Annotated in this window: 22 protein-coding genes; 8 read left to right on the forward strand and 14 right to left on the reverse strand. The window is 52.6% G+C overall.

Going from position 1 to position 26,205, the window contains the following annotated elements:
* Positions 1–47: 47 nt before the first annotated feature.
* Both purK and purE read right to left on the reverse strand, forming a co-directional pair.
* Positions 48–1,112: a 5-(carboxyamino)imidazole ribonucleotide synthase gene (purK, locus tag ABIC79_RS11720; RefSeq protein WP_354567201.1), complete on the reverse strand. Its 1,065-nt coding sequence runs from the start codon at positions 1,110–1,112 to the stop codon at positions 48–50.
* Positions 1,109–1,618, reverse strand: coding sequence for a 5-(carboxyamino)imidazole ribonucleotide mutase (gene purE, locus ABIC79_RS11725; RefSeq protein WP_013576579.1), 510 nt, complete (start codon positions 1,616–1,618; stop codon positions 1,109–1,111). Before purE ends, purK begins: the two co-directional genes overlap by 4 nt.
* Before the next feature lie 180 nt (positions 1,619–1,798).
* On the opposite strand from purE, the gene ABIC79_RS11730 reads away from it, so the two are divergent.
* Positions 1,799–2,431, forward strand: a complete 633-nt coding sequence (locus ABIC79_RS11730; protein ID WP_013576577.1) for a MiaE family protein — start codon at positions 1,799–1,801, stop codon at positions 2,429–2,431.
* 111 nt (positions 2,432–2,542) lie between these two features.
* Here ABIC79_RS11730 and lpxH read toward each other — a convergent pair whose 3' ends face one another.
* Together lpxH and ppiB are read right to left on the reverse strand one after the other, a co-directional pair.
* Complete coding sequence (gene lpxH, locus ABIC79_RS11735) at positions 2,543–3,265, reverse strand: UDP-2,3-diacylglucosamine diphosphatase (RefSeq protein ID WP_119261874.1); 723 nt, start codon at positions 3,263–3,265, stop codon at positions 2,543–2,545.
* A gap of 11 nt (positions 3,266–3,276) precedes the next feature.
* Positions 3,277–3,771 carry a peptidylprolyl isomerase B gene (gene ppiB / locus ABIC79_RS11740; RefSeq protein ID WP_013576575.1) on the reverse strand — a complete coding sequence of 165 codons (495 nt, stop codon included), beginning with the start codon at positions 3,769–3,771 and terminating at the stop codon, positions 3,277–3,279.
* 227 nt (positions 3,772–3,998) lie between these two features.
* Between ppiB and cysS the strand changes: the two genes are divergently transcribed.
* Together cysS and alkA are read left to right on the forward strand one after the other, a co-directional pair.
* Entirely contained in the window at positions 3,999–5,390 is a 1,392-nt protein-coding gene (gene cysS / locus ABIC79_RS11745; RefSeq protein WP_013576574.1) for a cysteine--tRNA ligase, read from the forward strand.
* A gap of 68 nt (positions 5,391–5,458) precedes the next feature.
* Positions 5,459–6,331, forward strand: a complete 873-nt coding sequence (gene alkA / locus ABIC79_RS11750; RefSeq protein WP_217244363.1) for a DNA-3-methyladenine glycosylase 2 — start codon at positions 5,459–5,461, stop codon at positions 6,329–6,331.
* A 7-nt stretch (positions 6,332–6,338) separates the two neighbouring features.
* Here alkA and ABIC79_RS11755 read toward each other — a convergent pair whose 3' ends face one another.
* From ABIC79_RS11755 to ABIC79_RS11765, 3 genes are all read right to left on the reverse strand, one after another.
* Entirely contained in the window at positions 6,339–8,621 is a 2,283-nt protein-coding gene (locus ABIC79_RS11755; protein WP_013576572.1) for a diguanylate cyclase domain-containing protein, read from the reverse strand.
* Positions 8,622–8,825: 204 nt separating this feature from the next.
* On the reverse strand, positions 8,826–10,265 hold the full coding sequence (gene mgtE, locus ABIC79_RS11760) for a magnesium transporter (protein ID WP_037036915.1): 1,440 nt from the start codon (positions 10,263–10,265) through the stop codon (positions 8,826–8,828).
* A gap of 9 nt (positions 10,266–10,274) precedes the next feature.
* Positions 10,275–10,493: a YfgG family protein gene (locus ABIC79_RS11765; protein WP_013576570.1), complete on the reverse strand. Its 219-nt coding sequence runs from the start codon at positions 10,491–10,493 to the stop codon at positions 10,275–10,277.
* A 539-nt stretch (positions 10,494–11,032) separates the two neighbouring features.
* On the opposite strand from ABIC79_RS11765, the gene ABIC79_RS11770 reads away from it, so the two are divergent.
* Positions 11,033–13,237, forward strand: a complete 2,205-nt coding sequence (locus ABIC79_RS11770) for a sensor domain-containing phosphodiesterase (RefSeq protein ID WP_354567205.1) — start codon at positions 11,033–11,035, stop codon at positions 13,235–13,237.
* Between the two features lie 75 nt (positions 13,238–13,312).
* On the opposite strand, the gene ppx is transcribed toward ABIC79_RS11770, so the two are convergent.
* The 5 genes from ppx to purM form a co-directional block, all read right to left on the reverse strand.
* On the reverse strand, positions 13,313–14,857 hold the full coding sequence (gene ppx, locus ABIC79_RS11775) for an exopolyphosphatase (protein WP_013576567.1): 1,545 nt from the start codon (positions 14,855–14,857) through the stop codon (positions 13,313–13,315).
* A gap of 22 nt (positions 14,858–14,879) precedes the next feature.
* Complete coding sequence (gene ppk1 / locus ABIC79_RS11780; protein ID WP_013576566.1) at positions 14,880–16,949, reverse strand: polyphosphate kinase 1; 2,070 nt, start codon at positions 16,947–16,949, stop codon at positions 14,880–14,882.
* 309 nt (positions 16,950–17,258) lie between these two features.
* Complete coding sequence (gene speG, locus ABIC79_RS11785) at positions 17,259–17,834, reverse strand: spermidine N1-acetyltransferase (protein WP_013576564.1); 576 nt, start codon at positions 17,832–17,834, stop codon at positions 17,259–17,261.
* A 220-nt stretch (positions 17,835–18,054) separates the two neighbouring features.
* Positions 18,055–18,693, reverse strand: coding sequence for a phosphoribosylglycinamide formyltransferase (gene purN / locus ABIC79_RS11790; protein ID WP_013576563.1), 639 nt, complete (start codon positions 18,691–18,693; stop codon positions 18,055–18,057).
* 36 nt (positions 18,694–18,729) lie between these two features.
* Positions 18,730–19,767: a phosphoribosylformylglycinamidine cyclo-ligase gene (gene purM / locus ABIC79_RS11795; protein WP_354567208.1), complete on the reverse strand. Its 1,038-nt coding sequence runs from the start codon at positions 19,765–19,767 to the stop codon at positions 18,730–18,732.
* A 231-nt stretch (positions 19,768–19,998) separates the two neighbouring features.
* Between purM and upp the strand changes: the two genes are divergently transcribed.
* The 3 genes from upp to hda all read left to right on the forward strand — a co-directional run bounded on the left by upp (position 19,999) and on the right by hda (position 22,881).
* The gene (upp, locus tag ABIC79_RS11800; RefSeq protein WP_013576561.1) at positions 19,999–20,625 is read left to right on the forward strand and encodes a uracil phosphoribosyltransferase; all 627 of its coding nucleotides are present in this window, start codon (positions 19,999–20,001) and stop codon (positions 20,623–20,625) included.
* A 79-nt stretch (positions 20,626–20,704) separates the two neighbouring features.
* Positions 20,705–21,997: a uracil permease gene (gene uraA / locus ABIC79_RS11805; protein WP_013576560.1), complete on the forward strand. Its 1,293-nt coding sequence runs from the start codon at positions 20,705–20,707 to the stop codon at positions 21,995–21,997.
* Positions 21,998–22,173: 176 nt separating this feature from the next.
* Positions 22,174–22,881: a DnaA inactivator Hda gene (gene hda / locus ABIC79_RS11810; RefSeq protein ID WP_013576559.1), complete on the forward strand. Its 708-nt coding sequence runs from the start codon at positions 22,174–22,176 to the stop codon at positions 22,879–22,881.
* Positions 22,882–22,934: 53 nt separating this feature from the next.
* Here hda and arsC read toward each other — a convergent pair whose 3' ends face one another.
* Positions 22,935–23,291 (reverse strand): arsenate reductase (glutaredoxin), encoded by a 357-nt coding sequence (arsC, locus tag ABIC79_RS11815; RefSeq protein ID WP_112151698.1) that lies wholly within the window; start codon positions 23,289–23,291, stop codon positions 22,935–22,937.
* A gap of 27 nt (positions 23,292–23,318) precedes the next feature.
* Positions 23,319–24,851, reverse strand: a complete 1,533-nt coding sequence (gene bepA, locus ABIC79_RS11820) for a beta-barrel assembly-enhancing protease (RefSeq protein WP_015690291.1) — start codon at positions 24,849–24,851, stop codon at positions 23,319–23,321.
* Positions 24,852–25,111: 260 nt separating this feature from the next.
* Between bepA and ABIC79_RS11825 the strand changes: the two genes are divergently transcribed.
* On the forward strand, positions 25,112–26,176 hold the full coding sequence (locus tag ABIC79_RS11825) for an AI-2E family transporter (RefSeq protein ID WP_013576556.1): 1,065 nt from the start codon (positions 25,112–25,114) through the stop codon (positions 26,174–26,176).
* Positions 26,177–26,205: the final 29 nt, after the last annotated feature.

Below are 26,205 nucleotides of genomic sequence, written 5' to 3' on the forward strand. Positions count from 1 at the left end.
ATACCCCACCCCAACCCTCCCCTTCGCAGGGGAGGGAGCCGATCAAATCAAAGCTTTTCAATCGCCCATTCAATCCCGCTGGCGTATTCTTCCGGCAGCATCGGGACCAGTGCGTTGAGATTGTCTTTCAGCAGGCTGGCGCTGGCGTCGTTGAGATTCAGGTGTCCGACTTTACGACCCGGACGCACGTCTTTCTCGTACCAGTGCAGATTGACCAGCGGCAGGCTCAGCCATTTTTCTGACACATCCGTGCCAATCAGATTCACCATCACTGACGGTGTGCTCACCACCGGTTTCGGCAGCGGCAGACCAAGGATGGCGCGCAGATGCATTTCAAACTGACTGTAAGAGGCGCCGTTCTGTGTCCAGTGCCCGCTGTTATGCACACGCGGTGCCAGCTCATTGATCAGCAAACCTTCGCTGACCACGAAACACTCCATTGCCATCACGCCGACATAATTCAGTTCGTTCATGATCGCTGACAGCATGTTTTCTGCCTGCTGTTGCAGGGTGACGTCCGGCTGCGGCAGCGCAACACTGGTGCGCAGAATGCCGTCCTGATGCAGGTTATGGGTCAGCGGATAAAACACGGTTTTACCATCGTGACCGCGCGCGCCCACCAGCGAAACTTCACCGGAGAAGTTGATACCCTGCTCAACGATGCATTCGCCATAGCAATCCTGCGGCAGGGTATTTTCTTCACCAGAACGCAGACGCCACTGACCCCGGCCGTCGTACCCGCCGACGCGACGTTTCACAATCGCCAGTTGGCCAAGCCGGGAGAATACCTGCGGCCATTCGGCGGCATCGGCCAGCAATTGCCACGGCGCAGTCGCCAGACCGAGCTGGTCGAGCAACTGTTTTTGCGTCAGGCGATCGGCCAGACGCGGGAAAATGTCGCGGTTAACGAACGCATTGTGCGTCGCCAGTTCGCGGGTCAGTGCCGTTTCCGGCCAGCGTTCGATTTCAGCGGTGATCACGCTTTGCTGATACGGCACGGCTTCCGGTTCAGCATCAAGGCCGACAGGATAGACGGCGATGCCCAGCGGTTCACCGGCCTGACGCAGCATTCGGCCTAACTGGCCGTTTCCGAGTACGCAAACCGGTTTCATGCTTCCTCCCGCGGGTCGGGGTTATTCAGCACTTCGTCAGTTTGTGCGGTGCGCCACGCGGCCAGGTTTTTAGCAATCTCAGCATCGTGCAGCGCCAGAATCTGTGCCGCCAGCAATGCGGCGTTTGCGGCACCGGCTTTACCAATCGCCAGCGTACCGACCGGAATACCACGCGGCATTTGCACAATGGAATAGAGACTGTCGATGCCACTGAGTGCAGCACTTTGCACCGGCACGCCCAGCACCGGCACCAGCGTTTTCGCCGCCAGCATGCCCGGTAAATGCGCTGCGCCACCGGCACCCGCGATGATCACATCAAAACCGTTAGCGGAAGCCTGCTCAGCGAAAGTAAACAATTTGTCCGGCGTACGGTGAGCGGAGACGATATCGACATGGAAAGGAATATTCAGCGTTGTGAGGACGTCGGCGGCGAACTGCATGGTCGCCCAGTCACTTTTAGACCCCATAACGATGGCGATTTTTGCCGGGGTAACGTTGGATGACATGTCTGTAAAGCTCCTGTGATTCGGAAATAGAAACTGCGAGGGCGCAAATGATAGCACGCTCCGTGAGGGAGGAAAACGGTTGCGTCGCCGGAAAACGGCGCATTTTTGATGAGAAGTTGGCGGCAGATTTGTATAATCCAAACCAATATATTAATGACAAACTTCATTGGAAACTGATTTATGACGCAGGCTTTACTGGCACCGATTTATGATTTTCTTCACTGTGAAACACCCGCTCTGTGGGTGGATGTGGCGCTGGAAAATCAGACGGTGATGCTGATCGACCACGCTAACTGTGAAAAGAAAGCGGCGGCCACGGCGATGAGCCTGATGACCAAATATCTGGATCGCACCGAGCTGCTGTTTTGTGCGGCGCGTCTGGCGCGTGAAGAGCTTCATCACTTCGAACAAGTGGTGGAAATCATGCAAAAGCGCAATATTACTTATACCCAGCTTTCCCCCTCGCGCTACGCCAGCGGTATGATCAAACATACCCGTCATCACGATGATCTGAATATTCTGGTCGACCGGCTGATTATCGGGGCGTACATAGAAGCGCGATCCTGTGAGCGTTTTGCCAAAATTGCGCCGCATCTCGACGAAACCTTGTCGCGTTTTTACACCTCATTGCTGCGTTCAGAATCACGGCATTTTGCCGATTATCTGGCGCTGGCGGAGCAATATGCCGGAACGGATATCAGTGAGCGGGTAGAGGAGTTTGGCAGAATTGAAGCGGAACTGATCCTCACGCCGGACGAACAATTCCGCTTCCATTCAGGCGTACCCGTTACCCTTCATACTTCGGGCTGCTGATGCGTTGACTGCGCTCATTCACCCCGGTCACTTAGTCAGCTAAGCTCCCAGGGATTCATGAGCTTGTCGCCTTCCAGCAACTCAAATTATTTTGGGTAACTTTGAGGTGACTCAAAACGGGAAGCTGATCAGCTCCACGTTATCGGCGGTGACTTTCACCATCGAGCCTTCTTCGTGCCATGCGCCGAGTACCACGCGGTGGCCGGTTTTATTTTCCAGCGGCACATCGTGAATTGCCGGACGATGGGTGTGACCGTGAATCATCCACTCCACGCCTGCCATCTGCATTTCGCTGACAACCGCCTGCGGGTTCACATCCATAATTTCCAGTGATTTGCCCTGATTCGACGCCTTGCTGTTGGCGCGCATTCTGGCAGCAATGCCCAGTCGCCATTTCAGCGGCAGCATCAGGAACAGTTTCTGGATCAGCGGATTGTGGACTTTTTTGCGGAAGTTCTGATACGCGACATCGTCGGTGCACAGCGTGTCACCGTGCAGGATCAGGACGCGGCGGCCATACAGTTCCAGCACTTTTTTCTCCGGCAGCAACGTCATCAGGCTGTCGCGGGCGAAACGTCTGCCGAGCAGAAAATCGCGGTTGCCGTGAATGAAGAAGCAGGGCACACCTTGCTGGTGTAACTGATTTAGGGCCGCCGAGATTTCAGCGTGAAGCGGCTGCGGATCATCGTCGCCAATCCAGGCTTCGAACAGGTCACCGAGAATGTACAGGGCGTCGGCCTGCGGCGCATCTTCACGTAGAAAACGCAGAAAACCGGCAGTGATTGCCGGTTCCTGTGCGCAAAGATGGATATCTGCGATAAAAAACGTGGTCATCCCGACGTTGATTATTCGCTGACTGTGACGCTTTTGATCACAACATCTTCTTTTGGAACGTCCTGGTGCATACCGCTGCGGCCGGTTTTGACGGCTTTGATCGCGTCAACCACGTCCTGACCTTCAACCACTTCTGCGAATACGCAGTAGCCCCAACCCTGTGCGTTTTTGCCACTGTGGTTCAGGAAGTCGTTGTCAGTTACGTTGATGAAGAACTGTGCCGTGGCGGAATGCGGATCGTTGGTACGCGCCATCGCCAGCGTGCCTTTGGTGTTTTTCAGGCCGTTGTCTGCTTCGTTATTGATAGGTGCATCGGTGTTTTTCTGGTTCATGCCTGGCTCAAAACCGCCGCCCTGGATCATGAAACCGTTAATCACACGGTGGAAAATTGTGTTGTCGTAGAAGCCTTTACGGCAATAGTTCAGGAAGTTTTCAACCGTGGCTGGCGCTTTGTCAGCGAAAGTTTTAATGACGATGTCGCCGTGGTTGGTGTGGAAAGTGACCATAATTATCATCCTGCTAATGTTGATGTGTGCTCTTAGTAAGAGCGGCTACTATAGCCTTTTCTTATACCATAACTCAAAAGTTGCCGTCAGCAGCGGCTTTGTGACGACTAAAGCCCGTCCGGCGGCCTTATGCCGTTTCGGTGAAATCATTTTCGTTATATTATACGCGTTAGTGTCGCTTAAACGCGCCAACGTCATTTTCTACGCCCAACACACGGAATAGCCTGATGCTGAAGATTTTTAATACCCTGAGTCGCCAAAAAGAGGAATTCAAGCCAATTCATGCCGGTAAAGTCGGGATGTACGTGTGTGGGATCACTGTTTACGACCTGTGTCATATCGGCCACGGTCGCACCTTTGTGTCTTTCGACGTGGTGTCGCGTTACCTGCGTTACCTCGGTTATGACCTGAAATACGTGCGCAATATCACCGATATCGACGATAAAATCATTAAACGTGCCGCTGAAAATGGCGAAACGTTTATGGCGCTGACCGACCGTATGATCGCCGAGATGCATGCTGATTTTGCTTCACTGAACATTCTGCCGCCGGACTCCGAACCGCGCGCCACGCAGCACATTCACGAAATTATCGATATCGTGCAGAAGCTGATTGACCGTGACCACGCCTATGTCGCGTCGAACGGTGATGTGATGTTCTGGGTGGAAAGTGATCCGGATTACGGACTGTTGTCCCGTCAGGATCTGGATCAGTTACAGGCGGGTGCGCGCGTCGAAGTCGAAGCCAACGTGAAACGCAATCCGATGGATTTCGTACTGTGGAAAATGTCCAAGCCGGGCGAACCGAGCTGGACATCTCCGTGGGGCGAAGGTCGCCCGGGCTGGCATATCGAATGTTCTGCGATGAACTGCAAACAGCTCGGTGCGCATTTCGATATTCACGGTGGCGGTTCTGACCTGATGTTCCCGCACCACGAGAACGAAATTGCGCAGTCAAGCTGTGCCCATGACGGCCCGTATGTGAATACCTGGATGCACTCCGGCATGGTGATGATCGACCGCGAAAAGATGTCCAAATCACTGGATAACTTCTTCACCGTGCGCGATGTGCTGAAATATTATGACGCTGAAAGCGTGCGTTACTTCCTGATGTCGGGTCACTATCGCAGCCAGCTAAACTACAGCGAAGAGAACCTGAAACTGGCGCGTACCTCAATGGAGCGTCTGTACACCGCACTGCGCGGCACTGACGCCGCTGCAACGCCAGCCGGTGGTGAGGCTTTCGTTACGCGCTTCCGTGCGGCTATGGACGATGATTTCAACACACCGGAAGCTTATTCCGTGTTGTTCGATATGGCACGTGACATCAACCGTCTGAAAACGGAAGACCTGTCTGCGGCCAACGGTCTGGCAGCGGAACTGCGGCAACTGGCAGGTGTACTTGGCCTGCTGGAGCAGGATCCGGAGCAGTTCCTGAAATCCGGTGCTCAGGCGGATAACGATGACGAAGTGGCTGAAATCGAAGCGTTGATTAAACAGCGTAACGATGCCCGCGCCAGCAAAGACTGGGGCATGGCGGATAAAGCGCGTGATCGTCTCAATGAAATGGGTATCGTGTTAGAAGACGGCGCGGCAGGGACCACCTGGCGTAGAAAATAGTCTATTCTTTTGTTCTTAATACTGAATTATGGCTCCCAACCGGGGGCCATTTTTATAAGGATCATGCTGTGACAACCCTGTTTCTGACCTATCAGCCTCCGTATGACTGGCAATGGATGACGGCATTTCTCGGCGCGCGTGCATTGCAGGGTGTTGAACAGCAGGATGGCGAATATTACCAGCGTACGCTGGCGGTGATGCACCACGGCGAACGGCTGACCGGCTGGTTGCGGTTGCGTCCGTTGCCTGAGCGAAATGGCGTTGAGCTGGAAGTGTCGGCGTCGCTTTCGCCGGTCACGGAGAACATAGCTGCCCGGGTGCGGCGGTTGCTGGATCTGGACGCGCAACCCACGCTTATCGCCGAGGGTCTGGGGGGACTGGCTGACAATGCGCCGGGATTACGCCTGCCGGGCTGCGTCAACCGTTTTGAACTGATGGTGCGCGCGATCCTCGGGCAACTGGTGAGCGTGAAAATGGCGGCGACACTGGCGACGCGGCTGACTGAAAAATGGGGCGAACCGGTGCGTACGCCGTTTGCCGCGCTGACGCATTTGTTTCCGTCTGCAGCGGCCATCGGGCAGTTAACGGTAGACGATTTACGGGGTATTGGTGTGCAGGCCAAACGTGCAGCGTGTCTGATTAATATTGCGCAGGCAGTGGATGAGGGGCGCTTGCCGCTGGATGACATCACCGATGTGCAGGACGGAATAAAACAGCTGCAGGCGATGCCGGGGATTGGCAACTGGACTGCCAGTTATGTGGCAATGCGCGCCTGGTCTGCGCCTGATATTTTTCTCGGCGGTGACTATCTGATTAAACAGCGTTTTCCGGGCATGACGCCCGCGAAGATAGCCCGCTATGCCGAAGTCTGGAAACCTTGGCGCACCTACGCCACGCTGCATTTGTGGTTCAATAATGAGTGGCAGCCGGATACGCCGTAGGCGGGGATTAACGTGACACTTCTGTGCCAGACTGATGGTCTTCAGGGGGGATGGCACCGCTGGTATGTGCAGTGGCCGTTTTTTGCGCCGGTTCATATTTATAAACCCGCCCGCGTCCGTTGTGTTTGGCGATGTAGCAGGCCATATCCGCCTGTGCCATGTATTCGCTGCCGGTGATGTTCGCATCGTTTATTTGCGTCATTCCTGCGCTGGCTCCGATCCGGTAGGCATTTCCTTCCCAGATAAATTTGAAATCGTTGATTTTGTCCACCAGATGCTGCAGCGTTGCCAGCCCTTCTTCCTGAGGACAATCAAATAAGATCAGCGCAAATTCATCGCCGCCCAGCCTTGCCAGCCGGTCGCTGTTGCGGATGTTCTCCTGCATCAGTGCGCTGATCTGGCGCAGCAGTTCATCTCCTGCGGCATGTCCTGCGGTGTCGTTAATCGCTTTAAAATGATCCAGATCGATAAACGCCAGACCGTGAGGCTGACGTTGTGTTGCAGTCAGATTCAGCGCTTTTTTCAGGCTCGATTCGAAACTGCCACGATTCGACAACCCGGTGAGTAAATCGTGAGAGGCGCTGTAACTGAGTTTTCGCATCAGTTCGCGGGATTTACTGACGTCCTGTAGCACCAGCACAATGCCAATCGGTTCGTCTTTCAGGGTGCGCAGCGGTGACACTGCCAGCTGAACATCAAACAAAGCCGTGTGATGGCCGTGCAGAACCAGCGAACGCTCAACGGAAGAGTGCAGATTTTCATTGATATCAAACTGCAAAAGATCGTCGATAAGCGGCCCTCCCGCTCCTTTGCTGATGCGCACGATGCGGCCTACCGGTTGCCCCTGCGCCTGCTGTTCTGTCCAGCCAGTCATTTTCTCTGCGACCGGATTCATGAAAGTGATATTCATATTCCGGTCGGTGGAGATCACCGCTTCATTGATAGAATTCAGCGTGATATGCAGCAGCTCTTTTTCTTCATGCAGCGCTTCCGAAAGGCGCTTGTTAGTCATTTCGGTGTGTTTAAGCTCGTTGATATCTTCAATCTGAGAAATGAAATACATCGGATTATGGTGTTCATCACGCACCAGAGATACGGCGAGGAATGCCCAGATAACTTCTCCGCTGCGGCGCAGATAACGCTTCTCCAGGGTGTAACTCTGGATGTCATCGTTCAGCAATTGCTGCAACAGCGCCAGGTCTTTGCCCAGATCTTCATGATAGGTAATTTCCTGGAACGTCAGGGTGGTCAGATATTCCGCCTCATAACCCAGCAGATGACACAGGGCTTTGTTCACCTGCAGCAGCTTGCCTTCCGGTGATACCAGCGTCATGCCAATTGCGGAATATTCCATGGCGTTTCGGAAGCGATTTTCACTTTGCGTGATGTGAGATTTTTCAGTACGCAACGCATGCATTGCCATCGCCATGGCATTCGCAGGCATCAGAATCAATAGCAGCGGCAGGAAAATCAATCCCTGAGGGAGCTGATCCGCCAGGTGCGGCTGAACGGAAATAATGCCGCTGGTATGCAGTAACGCAATCATCAGTGTCATCGAGAGGAAAATGATGAACGATTCCATACGGGGTAAACGGATGGCGGCCGATAACAGCGGAATGGTGATAAAGGCGAAAGTGTAAGGCAGCCATTTCAGGGCCAGAAAACCGGCCGCCAGCGTCAGGATCAACGTCAGAAGCAGTCCGAAAAGACGCGGCGAGGTGATCAGTTTAACCAGGTAGCCGCGATGGTAGATAAGCCCCAGCGGCGTGAGCGCGAGGATCGCCACGGCTTCTGACATAAACCAGGTGGTAAAGCGACTTTGTAATTCTGCCGGAGAATGAACATGCAGAATAAACAACAGCATGATTAACGCGCTGACCAGCGGGCAGAAGATCACCGCGACGAAAAGGAATTTCATCCAGGAACTCAGCCCCGAAAGCGGATCCTGCGCCGGCAATATTCTGCGCAATAAATCCGCACACAGAGAAGCCTCAATAAGGTTGTTGAGCAGATAAGGCAGATAGCGAAAGAAGGGCGTACCGAGGATCGTATGTGATGCCGCGATGCCCAGTGCGGCGGCGCACAGCAGCGGGATCCAGTCGCGATAGCGATGGTGGAATAAAACAGGGATCAGCAATGCTGTCGGTAGCCACAATCCGGCGAGGCTGGACGACTTCTGAATGATACTCAAACAGGCAAAGGCCAGCAGGCAGGTTGAGATGCCTAAAAGTAAGCAGGATGTCCAGTTTGCCCGATTAGCCCCAGTTGAGGGCGGCTTGCTATTTTCCACGGTGAAAACCTTTTTCTGGCTGACGGAGCGTTGCAGGCAGTCGCAGTGATACTTATTGATTAATGTTATCAATGCACTACCGCAGGGCGAACTGCGGCAGGGGTTAATGAGTACCGGAAAATCAGCGCTAATGATTAATATAAATTCTACATTACGCTGTAATAGATAACGAATTTTCCGGCCAGAAAGCCGGAATTCATTTCGTTAAAGCAGGAAAATGGTGGCAAGGCCGAGGAAAATGAAGAATCCGCCAGTGTCTGTCAGCGCGGTAATCATCACACTGGATCCGACCGCAGGGTCGCGGCCCAGGCGTACCATGGTGAGGGGGATGACGACACCCATCAGCGCGGCCAGCAGTAAATTTAGCACCATCGCCAGCGTCATCACCGCGCCCATCTCCCAGTTGCCATAGAGCAGCCAGGTGACAATCCCCATTAATCCGCCCCAGACGAGGCCGTTGATCAGTGCCACGCCCAGCTCCCTGAACATCAGGAATTTCAGATTGCCGAGCTGAACATGGTGCAGCGCCAGCCCTCGGACAATCATGGTGATGGTCTGATTGCCGGTATTTCCGCCGATACCGGCGACAATGGGCATCAGCGCGGCCAGCGCAACGAGCTGCGAAATCGTGTGTTCAAACAGGCCGATCACACGGGAAGCCACAAACGCCGTACACAGATTGATGGCCAGCCACGCCCAGCGGTTACGCACGGCTTTGGTTACCGGCGAGAAAACGTCTTCTTCAGGGCTTAAGCCACCCATGCGGCGTAAGTTGCTGTCGGTGTCGTTATTGACGAAATCGACGATTTCTTCCACCGTCAGGCGGCCCATCAGTTTACCTTTTTTATCCACGACGGCTGCGGTGATCAGGTCATAACGTTCGAACGCGCTGGCGGCGTCTTCGGCTTTGTCCTCCGGTTCAAAACTGGTGAGATCGGTGATCATCACGTCGGAAACCAGCGTATGCGGCGCGTTCAATAAAATCGTGGTCAGCGGCAATTCGCCAAGCAGCGTATTTTTCCGGTCAGTAATAAAGACTTTATCGGTTGCCTGCGGGATTGACTTACGTGAGCGGAGAAAGCGCTGAACGGTGCCCAGTGAGACATCCGGGCGAACGGTCAGCAACTCGAAATCCATGATACGGCCAACACATTCTTTGCTGAATTTCATCACTTCGCGAACTTTCTCTCGCTGGCGGGGATCCAGTGAGGTCAGTACGCGGCCAATCAGGTCGCGGGGCAGATATTCCGCCAGATAAACCTGATCGTCCACATCCAGCAGTGACATGGTTTTGAGCAAATCCTTATCGCTCATTTCTTCGATCAGACTGTCCCAGACGGTTTCTGAGACTTCCACCAGCGCTTTACCGCGTGCAGCGGGTTCGACCAGCCGCCACAGCGCCAGACGTTCACGGATCGGCAGTGCTTCCAGTACGTCCGCAACGTCCGCCGCGTGAAGACTTTGTACCCGCGAGGTCAGCTCGGCGGTGTTGTCCATCAGTTGTGCGCGGGTGGCGTCATCAACATCAGGTTCCTCGCCCAGAATACTGTCGGCGAGGTCATCGGTGTTCAGAAGGAGATCGAGGATCCTGCTGCGGCTTTCAGCCAGTTTCTGGCCGTAATTCTTTGGTTTTCCACCAGACATTTGTGATCCTTAGTCCTTTGAGTAACGACAGGTTTTCAGCGTGCCGGTACAGGTTTTTGCCGGAGTCTGTTCCTGTAACTCCACAGTTTGCGTATCGGTCCGGGTTTGTTTTTGATTCTGATGATGTGAATACGCACCGATAGCGGAGTAGACCAGACGCCCGAACAAAATAATGAAGCTTATCGCTAAAACGATTTTCGTCATTCTGATGTTGGTTTTTCGAGACATAATTTAATCGCTTAAGTAAATCGTTGCTCCGGTGAAGGAATGAAGGTGTGCAAATGATAACGTTTACAATATATAACACATCTAAACAGGCAGCCAGATAATCGGATTAAGGGCAAACGCGCGGTTTAAAGGGGTATAAATCCATCAAACCTAAGACTTTTCGTTCTCCTTAAGAAGGATCGCATGAAATTGCCAAAAAATTTTATTTCATGCATCACGCGATGAATTTGTCTGAGATGAATTTTTGTCAAATCACAAAGATTGTGTTTATTGATATGCATCAAGGGATTTAAGATAAGTCACATTAGAATCCAGCCATATTTTAAAATTTATATCCCGACCTCCGCTGTATTCTTTTTTCTTCTGCGTTTTTTCTGTGAGATGACGTTTTTACAACGATAATTGAGGACGGAACCTGTGGCCATCGTCATCGGACTGTCTGTCTGATGTCTATTACACCCTGAACCCTTCACTGCAGCATGAAGTTCATGCGCAAAACTTAGATGGACTTGATGCGTAAAAAATTTTCCTGGCAAGACATGCGACATAAATGGTGGGGCCTTCCTGCGATTTTTGCTCTGGTGCTGATCCCGGTGACCTCGTGGCTTTCTCCGATGATTTCCCTGCCGGATGGCCGTACTTATCTCATTTATATGCCGATGGCGACCTGCGTCGCGTTGCTGATGGTATTTGACTGGGCCGCATTGCCGGGCATCGTCCTGACGCTTTTCCTGCGCTATTACCTGCGGATTGGCTTCGAGATGGGGATGCTGATGACGGTGATTTATTTCGCCGCGCTGTCTCTGGCCTGGCTGGGCTATCGCTGGCAGGCGGGAAGTCGCTGGTCCGCACCGCTCGGTCTGATGAATCTGGCGAAAGCCCGGGTAGGCTGGTTGCTGATTTTCCTGACATTATTCTTAGTCATCGTGCTGCAAATTGTGATTGAAAGCGGATTGCTGCCCGATTATCTCGGCATGGCGACGCGGGACTTTTTCACGCTCAGGACCCTGGTCAATTTACAGGGGATGGTCCTTGGTATTCTGCTTAACTCGCATGTGATTTATCTGGTGATACGCATTATCCGCAAGCCGCATTATTTACGTGTGGTCTGCACGAGGTTGCGTCAGGAAATGGCACCAGGCGTGAAGTTTGCTGAGATTATGCTGTGGTTTGCGGTTCTGGGGGGCATGGTCACGTTGTTGTGCCTGCCGGGGCTGAGTGAACCGTTCATGAAGATTTTACTCAGCGATTACACGCTGACGCTACTGTTTCCGGTATTGCTGTTTGGAGCCTGGCGCTACGGTTATTACTTTATCAGTATCGTCTGGACCGTCACCCTGACTGTGTTATTTGAATTTTATCAGGGGTTTATCTCCGAACACGGCTTTGTTCATAATCTGGTGTTCGTGTCCGCCCTGATGTTGGTCTATACGATGACGTTGTTGCTGATGGCGGCCATCGCCTCACGTCAGCGTCTGCTGATGAAAAAATCCAGCGCCGCCGCATTGCAGGATCCGGTGTTTGGTCTGCCAAACCTGCGTGCCTTCAACCGCGATCTGGCGAGCTATCCGCGTTCCATGCTGTGTTTTATCCGTGTTTCCGATATGGACGTGCTGAGCCGTAACTACGGCATGCAGTTGCGTATCCAGTTTAAACAACAACTGGCCCACGGGCTGAAGCCTTATCTGCAACCGGGTGAGCGGGTTTATCATTTACCGGGTTATGATCTGGTCTTGCGGCTTAACTGCGAAGATTCGGATAAAAAATTGCAGAATTTGCATGACTATCTGGAAGATTTCCGCCTGATCTGGAACGGCTTGCCGCTGCATCCCAATATAGGCTTATCGTACTGTACCGTGTATTCGCCAGTGGAACATCTGCCGATTTTGCTGGGCGAACTGAGCGGTATTGCTGAAGTTTCCCTGACCACCGGGCAGCCGGAATCCAATAAAAACGACCACAGTCAGGTACAACTGGAGATCAGAGAAAAAGTCGACATGCTGCATAAAATTCAGCGGGCACTGGATGACGATCGCTTTGTGCTGATGGCGCAACCCATCTTCGGGGTACGTGGCGACAGTTATCATGAAATCCTGCTGCGTCTGTCTGACAGCGCAGAAGGAACGCTGATCACACCGGATAAATTCCTGCCGGTGGTGCATGAGTTCGGTTTGTCGTATCAGCTGGATATGTGGGTGCTGAAACATACACTGATGTTTATTAATCAGAACCGTGTTCGTTTGCCGAGTCTGCGCTTTGCGGTGAATTTCACGCCCTCGACGCTGTGCCGCCCGACCTTTAGCCGCGATTTTAAAACGCTGATGCTGGAATATGAGGTAGAACCGTTCCAGATCGTGCTGGAAGTGACCGAATCCCATCTGCTGCAGAACATGAAATATGCCGACCTGGCGATGCGGGAATTGCGTTCCTACGGTTGCCGCATTGCGATTGATGACTTCGGTACGGGCTACGCCAGTTACGGTCGTCTGAAGGCTATTCAGGCCGATATCCTGAAAATTGACGGCAGCTTCGTGCGCAATATGCTCACTGATTCGCTGGACGCCTACATTGTGCAGTCAATCTGTCAGGTGGCGCGCATGAAGCATCTGTCGATTGTGGCGGAGTATGTGGAAACTGAAGAACAGAAAATCGCGTTGCACGAGCTGGGTGTGGATTACATGCAGGGTTATCTGGTGGGTAAACCGCAACCGTTAAACAAACTACTGGAATTCCCGAACGTCTGACATTGAGCGATGTCCGGAAAGAAAAAGCCCTCTGCGCATCAGATGCCAGAGGGCTCTTTTATTGCAGCGAAACGGTTAGTTTTTCACAATACCGTCTTCTTCCTCAAGCATCAGTTTCCAGCCTGTCACGTCATCCCAGTAACTCTGTTCTCTTTCGAAATCCAGCTGAACCAGGTTGTTCTGAGCCAGATATCCGGCCGGGAAACGCAGCGTCCAGTGATTATCATCGGTAGATAACCGCAGGGATTCAGGCGTTGTCGTTGACTGACGCTGATTGTTGAGCAACGCCCCTAGACGCAGAAGCTGGATCAGCGGAATGTAGTGTTTCTTCTTGAACAGATTCAGGCGCGGCAGTTCTTCCAGCTTGATGGCTTTTCGGTGGAAGCGGACCAGTGTGGCCAGCAGCGTTTGCTGTTCCTGGTTGAAACCCGGCAAGTTGGTATTTTGCAGGATATACGAGGAATGGCGGTGCATGCCGGTGTGGTTAATGCTCAGACCGACTTCATGCAACATGGCGCTGAATTTCAACAGTGATTCCAGCTGTGGCTGCACCAGTTTGGTATTTTGCGCCAGCCACTGGGCATACAATTGCTCTGTGGTATCCAGCACACGGCGCGCCTGTTCACGGTCAATGTTGTAATGCTCAGCCAGACTTTTGGCAGTACGGGTACGGATATCCTGATGACGGAAACGGCCTTCCATTTCATACAGCACACCTTCACGCAGTGCGCCGTCAGAAAGACGCAGCTCTTTGATCGCCAGCGCATCGAACACACCGCGCAGAATGGCAAGCCCCGGCACGAACACCGATTGCCTGTCTTCCGATAAGCCTGGTAAATCCAGGGCACTGAAATGTTTAAAGTTCAGTACCGCTTCGGACAGCATTTCCAGCCGTTCAGGGGTAATTAAGCCGTCTTTTTCGCCCATCGCGACCAGCACTTCGTGTGCCGCTTTAATACTGCCGGAGGCACCCAAAGCATACTGCCAGCCCTGCAGGCGGTACTGCCACGCCAGGGTTTCCAGCTTTTGCGCAGCAGCGAGCTGGGCACGTTTGAAGTTACTGCGGCTGATTTCGCCATTGGGGAAAAACATCTGCGCAAAACTGACACAGCCCATACGGCGGCTTTCGGCCAGCAACGGCTCGAAGTCCTCTCCGATGACCAGTTCTGTTGAACCGCCACCGATATCGACCACCAGCTTGCGGCCTTTTTCAGGCTGCGTATGTTCAACACCCATAAAAATAAGTCGTGCTTCTTCCTGCCCGGAAATAATTTCAATCGGGTAGGGGATGACTTCTTTGGCACGCTTGAGAAATTCCTCGGCGTTCACTGCCTGACGCAGCGTATGTGTACCGACGATAGTGACGTTATTTTCCGGAAAACCCTGCAGGCGTTCGGCGAATAAAGCCAGGCAATCCAGCCCGCGTTGAATGGCTTCTTCACTGAGCACATTTTTACTGTCGAGACCATCGGCCAGATGGACGCGCTGTTTCAGGCGTCCCAGGACCTGCAGCGCGCCGTTAACGACGCGTGCAATGACCATATGGAAACTGTTCGACCCGAGATCAATCGCCGCAATTTCCTGTGGCTTGGCATTCAGTGGGCTGCTTTTAAGGGGCATAGTTGTGTAACGCTCCAGGGGTTCAGGCTTGCTGACTTTGTTGTTCCAGCTCTTTCAGATATTCATAAATCGCCAGTTGCGCACGGACTTTGCGGCGATTTCCGCGTGGAACATACCGGTTGCTCAGTTCTTTATCAATCACTCTGGCTTTTACTGTGTCACTAAACAGCAGCTCAAGGATATCCAGAACGCGCTGTTTCAAACGCGGATCGAGCAGGGCGACGGCCACTTCAATACGATAATCAATATTACGCGTCATCCAGTCGGCTGAAGACAGGAAGACTTTGGAATCGCCGCCATTTTCAAAGACATACACGCGATCGTGTTCCAGATAGCGGTCAATGATGCTGGTAACCTGAATGTTTTCGCTAAAGCCGGGTAAATTCGGCACCAGAGAACACATCCCGCGGATCAGCAGACGGATTTTCACCCCGACGTTAGACGCGACGTAGAGGCGGTCTATCAGCCCTTTATCCACCAGATTATTGATTTTTAGCGTAATTCCGCCTGTTCCGCCCGCCTGAACGTTGGCAATTTCACGGTCGATCAAACGGTAAAGCATGTCACGCGAGTTTTGCGGTGACACCATCAGATGCTCGAACGACACCGGGCGGTAAGGGTTTTCAATAAAGTTGAAGACGCGGCGAACCTCGTTGGTGATCCTCGCATCGGCGGTGAGCAGTGAATAGTCGGTATAAAGGCGCGCCGTTTTCTCGTTAAAGTTACCGGTCCCGATATGAGCATAGCGGACAATTTCGTCGCCTTCGCGTCGGGAAATAAGAAAGAGTTTTGCGTGTATTTTAAGGCCCGGCGCAGAGAAAATAACGTGCACACCGGCTTCAGTCAGACGTTTCGCCCAGTGAATATTGGCTTCTTCATCGAAGCGCGCCTGCAGTTCGACGACAACAGTGACTTTCTTACCGTTGTGCGCGGCGTGGATCATCGATTCGATAATGCGGGAATCTTTCGCCACGCGGTAAATATTGATTTTTATCGACAGCACGTTCGGATCGAACGATGCCTGACGCAACAGTTCCAGTACGTGCTCAAACGTGTGGTACGGATAATACAGCAGCACGTCTTGCTCGCGGATCGCTGCAAAGCCGTTGCGGAATTTATCGAACCACAAATGGCGCAGACGTGGCAGCGGACGGTTGACCAGATTGGCTTTGCCGACGTTCGGGAAGCCGATGAAATCTTTAAAATTGTGATAACGTCCACCGGCAATCACCGAATCATAATTGGAGATGCCAAGTTTACCGCGCAGCAGTTCGACCATTTCATCCGGCATATCGCGCTGATAAACGAAACGTACCGGTTCGGCGGTCAGACGCTGTTTCAGGCTTGATGACATCAGCTCAAGCAGGCTCGATTCCATTTCCGTGACCAGATCATATTCGGCGTCACGGGTCATTTTCATGGAGTACGCGTTCAGTGCATCGTAATCGAAGAAGCCTTTGAAAATATCATCCAGACAATAACGCAGGATGTTATCCAGCAGGATCATCGGCTTACGACGGCGTGGTGCTTCCGGCGGCAGGTTAACGAAACGTGGCACTTTATCGGACGGGATTTCCAGCAGCGCATAATGGATCTCTTCGCCACGGATAATTTCTACTGCCAGATAGGTGTAATCGTCTTTGAGGAATTGCACCAGATTGGTATCGTGGTTAATCAGAATCGGTGTGATGTACTGGCGCAGCTGATGTTTGAAGTACTGACGCAGCCAGGCTTGCTGGTTTTCAGAAACCTGGCGTTCGTTAATCAGGAAGATCTGATTACGCGCCATTTCCAGAAGCAAATCGTTGTAAAGACTGTCGAATTCCTGATCAATGCGCAGCACCTTCGCCTGAATTTTTTTCAGCAAATGACGGGACGCGCCCAGAAAACCTTGTTCTTCACTGATGAGGATCCGTCGTTTTAAATCGGCAAAACGGACTTTATAAAACTCATCCAGGTTATTGGAGTAGATCCCTAAAAAACGCATCCGTTCGATCAGGGGATTGCTTTTGTCAGCCGCTTCCTGCAACACGCGCTCATTGAAGGACAGCCAGCTTAGTTCTTTCTCGATATAAAGCTTTTCCTGACCCATTTTCACTCCGTTCATTTAGCTTGCAACCTGGCCCATACAGGAAAATTTGCCTGAAAACACCGCAATGTAGCTCAACATATTCTTCGTGTTGCCCGCCTTTTAAGCGGCCAGCGCAGCAGGAAGTCATCTGTGAGAGGGGCCTAGTGTCTACTATCAATATTGCGAAAGATTGACAGGAAAGTCCAACATAACAAGGGATGATTTCAGGAGAGTCTTTAACGGGGAGTCAAAAGAGAGAAAAGTGTTACCGATGAAGGACATTTGCATCCTTCACCGGTCATTATTTTACCGATTTATGTCGCGATGGAATTAAACCGCGCTGGCGCCAATCAGGGATTCCGGTTTGACCTGAACAGGCTTGGTTTTGTATTTCGCCAGAAACTGCGGCTGGAAAATACACATGCGGATGGCGCTGCGATATTCGCCGTTCACAAAGAATTCCTGTTTCAGTTCACCTTCAAGCTCGAAGCCTAATTTGCTGTAAATGTGGATCGCCTTTTTATTTTCTTTATCCACGATTAAATACAGTTTGTAGAGGTTAAGAACGGAGAAGGCATAATCCATCGCCAGACGGACAGCGTCACCGGCAAAGCCTTTGCCCTGATGCTGCGGATCGATGATGATCTGAAATTCCGCGCGGCGGTGAATATGATTAATTTCCACCAGCTCGACCAGGCCGACCGGTCCGCTTTCGTATTCAATAATAAAGCGGCGTTCGCTTTGGTCGTGAATATGCTTGTGATACAAGTCGGTCAGTTCGACGAAAGCCTCGTAAGGTTCTTCAAACCAGTAACGCATGATGCTGGCGTTATTATCAAGACGATGAACAAACGACAGGTCGTCCTTTTCCAGTGGACGTAATCTGACGCTGTTATGGCTAAACATGGGGTGTTCCTCAACTATAAAAGCCGTTTTATGAGGGTAACCTTCGTAAATATGAAATCGGAAACAACCGTGTTCCCGATGAAGGTCGGCGCACAAACGACGTTTAAACGTGCGCCGGGATGTGCATTATATCGGACGAAATGTAAACAAATGTCAAATGACGGAAAATAAAAAACCGGCGCATGGCCGGTTTATAGTGAAATCATGATGCAGTGGTAGATTAATCTTCTGCATATCCGCGTTCAGAAAGCGGATTGTTATCCAGCAGCGCCTGACCCTTTTGCAGCGACAAACGTCCGTCAACGAACCAGCTGACGACCAGCGGATAAATGCTGTGTTCCTGCGTTTGTATGCGGGCAATCAGCTCTTCTTCTGTATCGTCAGCAAACACCGGGACTTTGGCCTGTAAAATCACCGGACCGCCATCGAGTTCTTCAGTCACAAAATGCACGGACGTACCGTGTTCCGCATCCTGATTTTCAATGGCCTGACGGTGGGTGTGCAGACCCGGATATTTTGGCAGCAGGGAAGGGTGGATGTTGATCATGCGTCCGGCAAAGCGCTGGACGAATTCAGCGGTCAGAATACGCATATAACCGGCAAGTACCACCAGATCAGGCTGGAAAGTGTCAATGGCATCTGCCAGTGCAACGTCAAATTCCGCCCGGTCCCGGTAAGCCTTAACATCCAGTGCATGCGCGGGAATACCGGCTAAACGGGCTCTTTCAAGCCCGTATGCAGCTGCTTTATTGCTGAAGACCGCACTGAGTGTTGCGTTAATTCGTCCCTGCTGGCAGGCATCAATCAGGGCCTGTAAATTGCTCCCCTCGCCCGATACCAGAACCACAATCCTTTTCATTTTGCTACCCGTCTTCAGTCAGTTGATTTACTGGTTTTATTCAATAACCACGCGTTCAGCGGAGTCAGAGGCTTTAATGTAGCCAATTTTCCACGCTTTTTCGCCATTATCGTTCAGTAATGCAATCGCCTGATCGGCCAGTTCTGCCGGAAGTGCCACCAGCATGCCCACACCACAGTTAAAGGTGCGGTACATTTCGTGACGGCTGACATTACCGGCGGTTTGCAGCCAGGTGAAGACATCCGGCCACTGCCAGCTTGATTCGTCGATAATCACCTGCGTGTTGTCCGGCAATACACGTGGGATATTTTCCCAGAAGCCGCCACCGGTCAGATGGACGATGCCGTGAACATCCACGTTTTCGATCAGGTTCAGAATCGATTTCACGTAAATTTTGGTTGGTGCGAGCAGGTGATCGGCCAGCGGTTTGCCTGCCAGAACGGTGGTTTCCGGGTCAGTCTTACTGACTTCCAGAATTTTGCGCACCAGAGAATAACCGTTGGAATGCGGGCCACTGGCGGCCAGGCCGATCAGCACATCCCCGTCAGCCACTTTGCTGCCGTCGATGATTTCTGATTTTTCCACCACACCCACGCAGAAGCCTGCCACGTCGTAATCTTCGCCGTGATACATGCCCGGCATTTCAGCGGTTTCACCACCGACTAACGCACAGCCAGACTGTTTACAGCCTTCTGCGATACCGGTGATTACGCTGGCGGCAGTATCGACGTCCAGTTTGCCGGTGGCGTAATAGTCGAGGAAGAACAGCGGTTCAGCGCCCTGAACGATTAAATCGTTGACGCACATCGCGACCAGATCGATACCGATAGTATCATGGCGTTTCAAATCCATCGCCAGACGCAGCTTGGTGCCAACGCCGTCGGTACCCGAAACCAGTACGGGTTCACGATATTTTTGCGGCAGCGCGCAGAGGGCACCAAAACCGCCCAGTCCACCCATCACTTCAGGGCGGCGAGTCTGTTTTACTACACCTTTAATGCGGTCTACCAATGCGTTACCGGCATCGATATCTACGCCTGCGTCTTTATAGCTGAGAGAGGTTTTGTCGGTCACTGCGAAGTCCCCACGGCGGTTTGGGTTGGTGGTTGAAGAATAAAGCGGGGCAATTCTAACAGTGGAAGCAAACGTTTGCGAGCGCCTTATTCGATGATGAGTTTTAGGCTGTCTATACTCTAACCGGGTTACTGATGATCCAGATCAGGCTATTTGGTATGGCGTTCAAAAAAAATGGCGTTATAATCTCGCGATTTTTTTTGCAGCTCAACCACCTTAGGAGAATAAATAATGAAGATCGTCGAGGTGAAACACCCGCTGGTGAAACACAAGCTGGGCCTGATGCGTGAAAACGACATCAGCACGAAACGTTTTCGCGAACTGGCTTCTGAGGTGGGAAGTCTGCTGACGTATGAAGCGACTGCTGATTTAGAAACTGAAAAAGTGACGATCGAAGGCTGGAATGGCCCGGTTGAAATCGATCAGATTAAAGGCAAGAAAATTACCGTAGTGCCTATCCTGCGTGCCGGTCTGGGCATGATGGAAGGCGTACTGGAACACGTTCCGAGTGCGCGTATCAGTGTGGTCGGCGTGTACCGTGATGAAGAAACCCTCAAGCCTGTGCCGTATTTTCAGAAACTGGTTTCTAACATTGAAGAACGTCTGGCACTGGTGGTTGATCCGATGCTGGCGACGGGGGGGTCTATGATTGCCACCATCGACCTGCTGAAAAAAGCCGGCTGCCAGAGCATTAAAGTGCTGGTGCTGGTTGCCGCGCCTGAAGGGATCGCCGCTCTCGAAGCCGCACACCCGGACGTTGAGTTGTACACCGCCTCGGTGGATCAGGGACTCAACGATAAAGGCTACATCATCCCGGGGCTAGGCGATGCGGGCGACAAGATATTTGGTACGAAATAAATAAGCGTTTAGCCGACTAATCAGTCGGCTTTTTTTTGCTCGTCATATACAACATCACACCATTGAGAGGATCACATTCATGACCCGTCGTGTCATCGGGGTAAGCGAACGTCCGCCATTGCTGCAGACGATTCCCCTGAGTTTCCAGCATCTGTTTGCCATGTTTGGTGCCACCGTCCTGGTGCCCATTCTGTTTAAGATCAACCCGGCAACGGTGCTGCTGTTCAATGGCATAGGGACTTTGCTGTATTTATTTGTCTGTAAAGGGAAAATACCGGCTTACCTTGGCTCGAGCTTCGCGTTTATTTCCCCGGTGCTGTTGCTGTTACCGATGGGGTATGAGGTGGCGCTCGGTGGTTTTATTGCCTGCGGGCTGTTGTTCTGCCTGGTGGCGCTGATTGTTAAGAAAGCCGGAATTGGCTGGATTAACGTGATATTCCCGCCTGCGGCGATGGGCGCAATCGTTGCCGTCATCGGACTGGAACTGGCGGGCGTGGCGGCGAATATGGCGGGTCTGTTACCTGCCGAGGGCGCGGCGGTGGATTCCACCACCATTACCATTTCGCTGGTGACACTGTCTGTGACCATTCTGGGGTCCGTGCTGTTCCGTGGTTTCCTGGCGATTATCCCGATCCTGATCGGCGTGCTGGTGGGTTATGCACTGTCGTTCTTTATGGGGGTGGTGGATGTCTCAACGATCGAGAATGCGCACTGGTTCGCGCTGCCAACCTTCTATACGCCACGTTTTGAATGGGTCGCCATCCTCACGATCCTGCCTGCGGCGCTGGTGGTTATTGCCGAACACGTCGGGCATCTGGTTGTGACGGCAAACATTGTGAAGAAAGATTTACTGCGTGATCCGGGCCTGCACCGTTCGATGCTGGCAAACGGTTTGTCGACCGTGTTGTCCGGTTTCTTCGGCTCAACGCCAAATACCACGTACGGTGAAAACATCGGCGTCATGGCCATCACCAAGGTATACAGCACCTGGGTTATTGGCGGCGCGGCCATTCTGGCTATTCTGCTTTCCTGTATCGGCAAACTGGCGGCAGCCATCCAGGCTGTGCCGGTACCGGTGATGGGCGGCGTTTCATTGCTGCTTTATGGTGTGATTGGTGCATCCGGTATCCGCGTGCTGATTGAATCGAAAGTGGATTACAATAAAGCACAAAACCTGATCCTGACCGCAGTGATCCTGATCATCGGTGTCAGCGGCGCGAAAATCCACATTGGTGCAGCGGAGCTGAAAGGCATGGCGCTGGCAACGATCGTGGGCATTTTCCTGAGTCTGCTGTTCAAAGTTATCGAGATTTTCCGTGGCGAAGAACAGATCATTGATGTTGAAGATGAGCGGGAAAATCCGCCGGTCTGATCTGCACGTTTTTAAGTGAATCCCTGACCGGCGGGTGTATTGCCAGCCGGTCAGGTGCTCGGATCGCAAGCGGTTGCACCCGGCACAGTTCATTTCACAACGGATCCTTGCTAGAATTCGGCAGTTCCTTTTATTGACGTGACAACATCTGCGGTCATTATACCGCTTTGGTTGAGGTGCTTCTGAATACGCCGGCACAGCTTTCTTTGCCACTTTATCTTCCCGATGATGAAACCTTTGCCAGTTTTTATCCGGGGGAAAACCCCTCTCTGCTTTCTGCCATTCAGAGCGCATTGCATCAGGAACACGGCACTTATATTTATTTCTGGTCACGCGAGGGCGGCGGCCGCAGCCACTTGCTGCATGCAGCCTGCGCCGAATTATCACAGCGCGGTGAAGCCGTCGGTTATGTGCCATTAGACAAACGCGCGTATTTCGTGCCTGAAGTGCTGGACGGTATGGAGCACCTGGCGCTGGTGTGCATCGATAATATCGAAGGCATTGCCGGTGATGATGAATGGGAAGCGGCTGTTTTCCATCTCTATAACCGCATTCTTGAAACCGGCCGTACGCGCCTGTTTATTACCGGCGATCGACCTCCGCGTCAGCTCAATCTCAGCCTGCCGGATCTGGCTTCCCGTCTCGACTGGGGGCAAATCTACAAACTTCAGCCGCTTTCCGATGAAGAAAAACTTCAGGCATTGCAGCTACGCGCTAAACTGCGCGGGTTTGAACTGCCGGAAGACGTGGGCCGTTTCCTGCTCAAACGTCTGGATCGGGAAATGCGTACGTTGTTTATGACCCTGGATCAGCTCGATCGCGCTTCGATTACGGCGCAGCGGAAACTGACGATCCCGTTCGTGAAAGAAATTCTCGGGTTGTGACAGGAAGGGATGTCCGGGTTCGTTAGCACTGAACCCGAACTGAAAGCGCGGGGTTATAAAATCTCTTTGACCTGTTCCGGCGGACGCCCTAAACGCGCTTTGCCGTTGGCCACCACAATCGGACGTTCAATCAGCCGCGGATGATCGGCCATCGCCTGTAACAGCGCGTCCTCGCTCAGACTGGTATCCTTCAGATTCATGTCTTTATAAATCTGCTCACCCTTACGCATCAGTTCACGTGCAGAGCTGAAACCCAGCAGGTCGATCAATTCTTTCAGCTTATCCACTGACGGCTGCGTTTCCAGATACAAAATCACTTGCGGTTCAATGCCTTCTGCTTCCAGCAATTTCAGGGTTTCACGGCTCTTCGAGCATGCCGGGTTATGATAGATTGCGACATCGTGTTGCATAAAAGTTTCTCCATTCTGGCACTGAAATCAGCCTTTCTGATACTGACGGAATCGTTGCTGCAACTGACGAAGCTGGTCGATTCGTGCGTCATAACGGGCCTGTTCCAGACTGCCTAATTTTTGTAATGCGCTGGCATTGCTCAGCATTTCAATCGCCTGATCCAGACGTCCGACTAATGCCACGCTTTCCGCACGGGCAGCCAGTTCCTGCGCACGTAAACCCTGTGCTGCGGCGGCCTGAGACAACAAATCCCAACCATTCGGATCACCCGGATAATTGAAAGTATAGCGGTTGAGGATTTTCATGGCATTGGCCGGCTTCGCACCTTCGAGATAAGCATTGGCCAGATTGAGTTGCAGCACGGCGTTGGCACTGCTGGCCGCACCGGCCTGCTCCAGACGCGCTATCGCCTGCGGCGCACGTTTGCTGTCGATATCATTATCGGTGGCTAAATCGAGTAACCATTCGTTGCCCGGATTCTGAGCCAGCAGCGGTTCAAGGATCGTCCGCGCCTGATCATATTTTTTTGCTTTATAAAATTGCAGTGCATGGCCGTATTTTGCCGCCAGTTGCTCGCGGATATTGCCATTGCTCAGTTTCAGCAGATAGTCGTCACTCAGCGGGAAGCTCTCTGAACCGTACATCCCCAATATGCGTACTTTCGCCAGGGTATAATCTTGTGAAGATTGCACAATCGGGTGCGGCATCTGGTTGGCGCGGTTACGGATATCGGCCAGACGGCTGTCGGGCAACGGGTGCGTCAGCAACATTTCCGGCGGACGGGTTGAGTAGCTCGCCTGATCTGCCAGTTTTTGCAGGAAGGCGGGCATCGCCTGCGGATCAAACCCCGAACGCTGTAAGACCTGAATGCCGATACGGTCGGCTTCCTGCTCATTGCCCTGCGTGAAGCTGATCATGCCTTGCTGCGTGCCTGCTAGTGTACCGGTCAGCGCCGCCATGCCCATTTGCGGACTGGCCATCGCCAGTAGAATTGACCCCAGCGCCCCCACCCAGGTGAGCGGCGCGTTACGTTGCTGGTCTTCCATCGCACGCGCCAGATGGCGCTGGGTCACGTGGGAAATTTCGTGCGCCATGACGGACGCCAGCTGGCTTTCGTTATCGGTATAACGGAACAGTGATGAGTGAAGTACCACATTGCCGCCAAAGAAGGCGAAGGCGTTCAGCTCATCGTTATTGACGATGAAAAAATGGAACGGCGTGCGGACGGAATAGGCATGCGCCACCAGCCGTTGCCCCAGTTCGTTGATGTATTGATTGAGCAGTGGATCGTTAATCAGCGGCGTGCTGGCGCGCATCTGACGGACATAAAAATCGCCCATCTGTAATTCCTGATTAATACTGAGCGTGCCGCCCGCAGTGGTGCCGATGTCCGGTAATTGGTCGCTCACCGGCGGGGCTAACGGCGAGTTAGGGCTTTTTACGGGGCTCACGGGGGTTGACCAGAATGAACTGTCATCCGCACCGGCGGGCGGTATGGAACCCGCCAGCAGGCTGCCCAGACACAGGGCAATCACCCTTTTTTTCAACCGCATGACCATAAACATTTGCTTCCCAATAAGTTAACCGCGATACCGATGAGCTTTGCGAGCCTTTCTTCTGCGGACAGTCAGTCAGACCATTATTTTCTTGCGCTTTTCTCTGCGCTGGTCTCTATAGTAGCTATCCGCGTGAGAGTTTAAAACACTCCGAAGCTACAGTCGTGTGACAACGAATTTTTTAAATAGTTACTTGTGTCTGAGCGCGCAGGGAACGAACAGCGCGTAGATGCCAGACCCGAAATTACAGGAGCGTTTTATTAATGTTGGATATGTTATTACAGTGGTATCGCCGTCGCTTTACCGACCCGCAGGCTATCGCGCTGCTGGCGATTCTGGTCGCAGGATTCTGCATCCTCTATTTTCTCAATGGTATCCTTGCGCCGCTTCTGGTGGCGATCGTACTCGCCTATTTGCTGGAATGGCCGACGGTGCGTCTGCAACATGTCGGGCTTTCCCGCACGCTGTCGGTCAGCGTGGTGCTGATTATTTTTGCCGGTATTTTGCTGCTCGGTATGTTTGTCATTGCCCCCGTGACCTGGCAGCAGGGGGTGAACCTGATGACCGATTTACCGAGCATGCTGAACCGCTTTTATGATTTCGCCGCAACATTGCCGAAGCGTTATCCGGCGCTGGTGGATGCGGGCATCATCGATATGATGGCGGAAAACATGCGCAGCAAATTATCCGGGCTGGGTGAGTCAGTAGTGAAATATTCACTGGCCTCGCTGGTCGGTTTACTGACGCTGGCAATTTACCTGATTCTGGTGCCGATGATGGTGTTCTTTCTGCTCAAAGATAAAGAGCAGATGCTGAGTGCCGTGCGTCGCGTTCTGCCCCGCGATCGCGGGCTGGCCGGACAGGTTTGGGTGGAGATGAATCAGCAGGTCACCAACTATATTCGCGGCAAAGTGCTCGAAATGATTATCGTCGGAGTGGCCACGTATCTGGTGTTCTGGGTGATGGATTTGCATTATTCGCTGCTGCTGGCGGTGCTGGTCGGCGTATCCGTTCTGATCCCGTATATCGGCGCGATGCTGGTGACCATTCCGGTGGTGATTGTCGCGATGTTCCAGTGGGGGCTGGGCGCGGATTTCTGGACGCTTTTCGTCGCCTATCTGGTGGTGCAGGGGCTGGACGGTAATGTGATCGTGCCGCTGTTGTTCTCCGAGGCCGTGAACCTGCATCCGCTGGTGATTATTCTTTCTGTCGTGGTGTTTGGCGGTCTGTGGGGATTCTGGGGGGTGTTCTTTGCCATACCGCTGGCGACGCTGGTCAAAGCCGTGGTTCACGTCTGGCCGGATGAATCACTCAACGAAACGGTCTGATTTTTTCTGCTTACCGCACCCAATAAAAA

It is taken from the genome of Rahnella sp. 2050 (genome assembly GCF_040544515.1).
In the GTDB taxonomy this organism is placed as follows: Bacteria; Pseudomonadota; Gammaproteobacteria; order Enterobacterales; family Enterobacteriaceae; genus Rahnella; species Rahnella aceris.

What these genes read in the sequence shown, in the direction of transcription:
- uraA (WP_013576560.1), top strand. Translation starts at nt 20,705, where the DNA reads ATGACCCGTCGTGTCATCGGGGTAAGCGAACGTCCGCCATTGCTGCAG.
- ABIC79_RS11825 (WP_013576556.1), top strand. Translation starts at nt 25,112, where the DNA reads ATGTTGGATATGTTATTACAGTGGTATCGCCGTCGCTTTACCGACCCG.
- arsC (WP_112151698.1), bottom strand. Translation starts at nt 23,291, where the DNA reads ATGCAACACGATGTCGCAATCTATCATAACCCGGCATGCTCGAAGAGC.
- ABIC79_RS11770 (WP_354567205.1), top strand. Translation starts at nt 11,033, where the DNA reads ATGCGACATAAATGGTGGGGCCTTCCTGCGATTTTTGCTCTGGTGCTG.
- ppiB (WP_013576575.1), bottom strand. Translation starts at nt 3,771, where the DNA reads ATGGTCACTTTCCACACCAACCACGGCGACATCGTCATTAAAACTTTC.
- speG (WP_013576564.1), bottom strand. Translation starts at nt 17,834, where the DNA reads ATGTTTAGCCATAACAGCGTCAGATTACGTCCACTGGAAAAGGACGAC.
- cysS (WP_013576574.1), top strand. Translation starts at nt 3,999, where the DNA reads ATGCTGAAGATTTTTAATACCCTGAGTCGCCAAAAAGAGGAATTCAAG.
- bepA (WP_015690291.1), bottom strand. Translation starts at nt 24,851, where the DNA reads ATGGTCATGCGGTTGAAAAAAAGGGTGATTGCCCTGTGTCTGGGCAGC.
- ABIC79_RS11765 (WP_013576570.1), bottom strand. Translation starts at nt 10,493, where the DNA reads ATGTCTCGAAAAACCAACATCAGAATGACGAAAATCGTTTTAGCGATA.
- purE (WP_013576579.1), bottom strand. Translation starts at nt 1,618, where the DNA reads ATGTCATCCAACGTTACCCCGGCAAAAATCGCCATCGTTATGGGGTCT.
- lpxH (WP_119261874.1), bottom strand. Translation starts at nt 3,265, where the DNA reads ATGACCACGTTTTTTATCGCAGATATCCATCTTTGCGCACAGGAACCG.
- ppk1 (WP_013576566.1), bottom strand. Translation starts at nt 16,949, where the DNA reads ATGGGTCAGGAAAAGCTTTATATCGAGAAAGAACTAAGCTGGCTGTCC.
- mgtE (WP_037036915.1), bottom strand. Translation starts at nt 10,265, where the DNA reads ATGTCTGGTGGAAAACCAAAGAATTACGGCCAGAAACTGGCTGAAAGC.
- purK (WP_354567201.1), bottom strand. Translation starts at nt 1,112, where the DNA reads ATGAAACCGGTTTGCGTACTCGGAAACGGCCAGTTAGGCCGAATGCTG.
- upp (WP_013576561.1), top strand. Translation starts at nt 19,999, where the DNA reads ATGAAGATCGTCGAGGTGAAACACCCGCTGGTGAAACACAAGCTGGGC.
- ABIC79_RS11730 (WP_013576577.1), top strand. Translation starts at nt 1,799, where the DNA reads ATGACGCAGGCTTTACTGGCACCGATTTATGATTTTCTTCACTGTGAA.
- ppx (WP_013576567.1), bottom strand. Translation starts at nt 14,857, where the DNA reads ATGCCCCTTAAAAGCAGCCCACTGAATGCCAAGCCACAGGAAATTGCG.
- purN (WP_013576563.1), bottom strand. Translation starts at nt 18,693, where the DNA reads ATGAAAAGGATTGTGGTTCTGGTATCGGGCGAGGGGAGCAATTTACAG.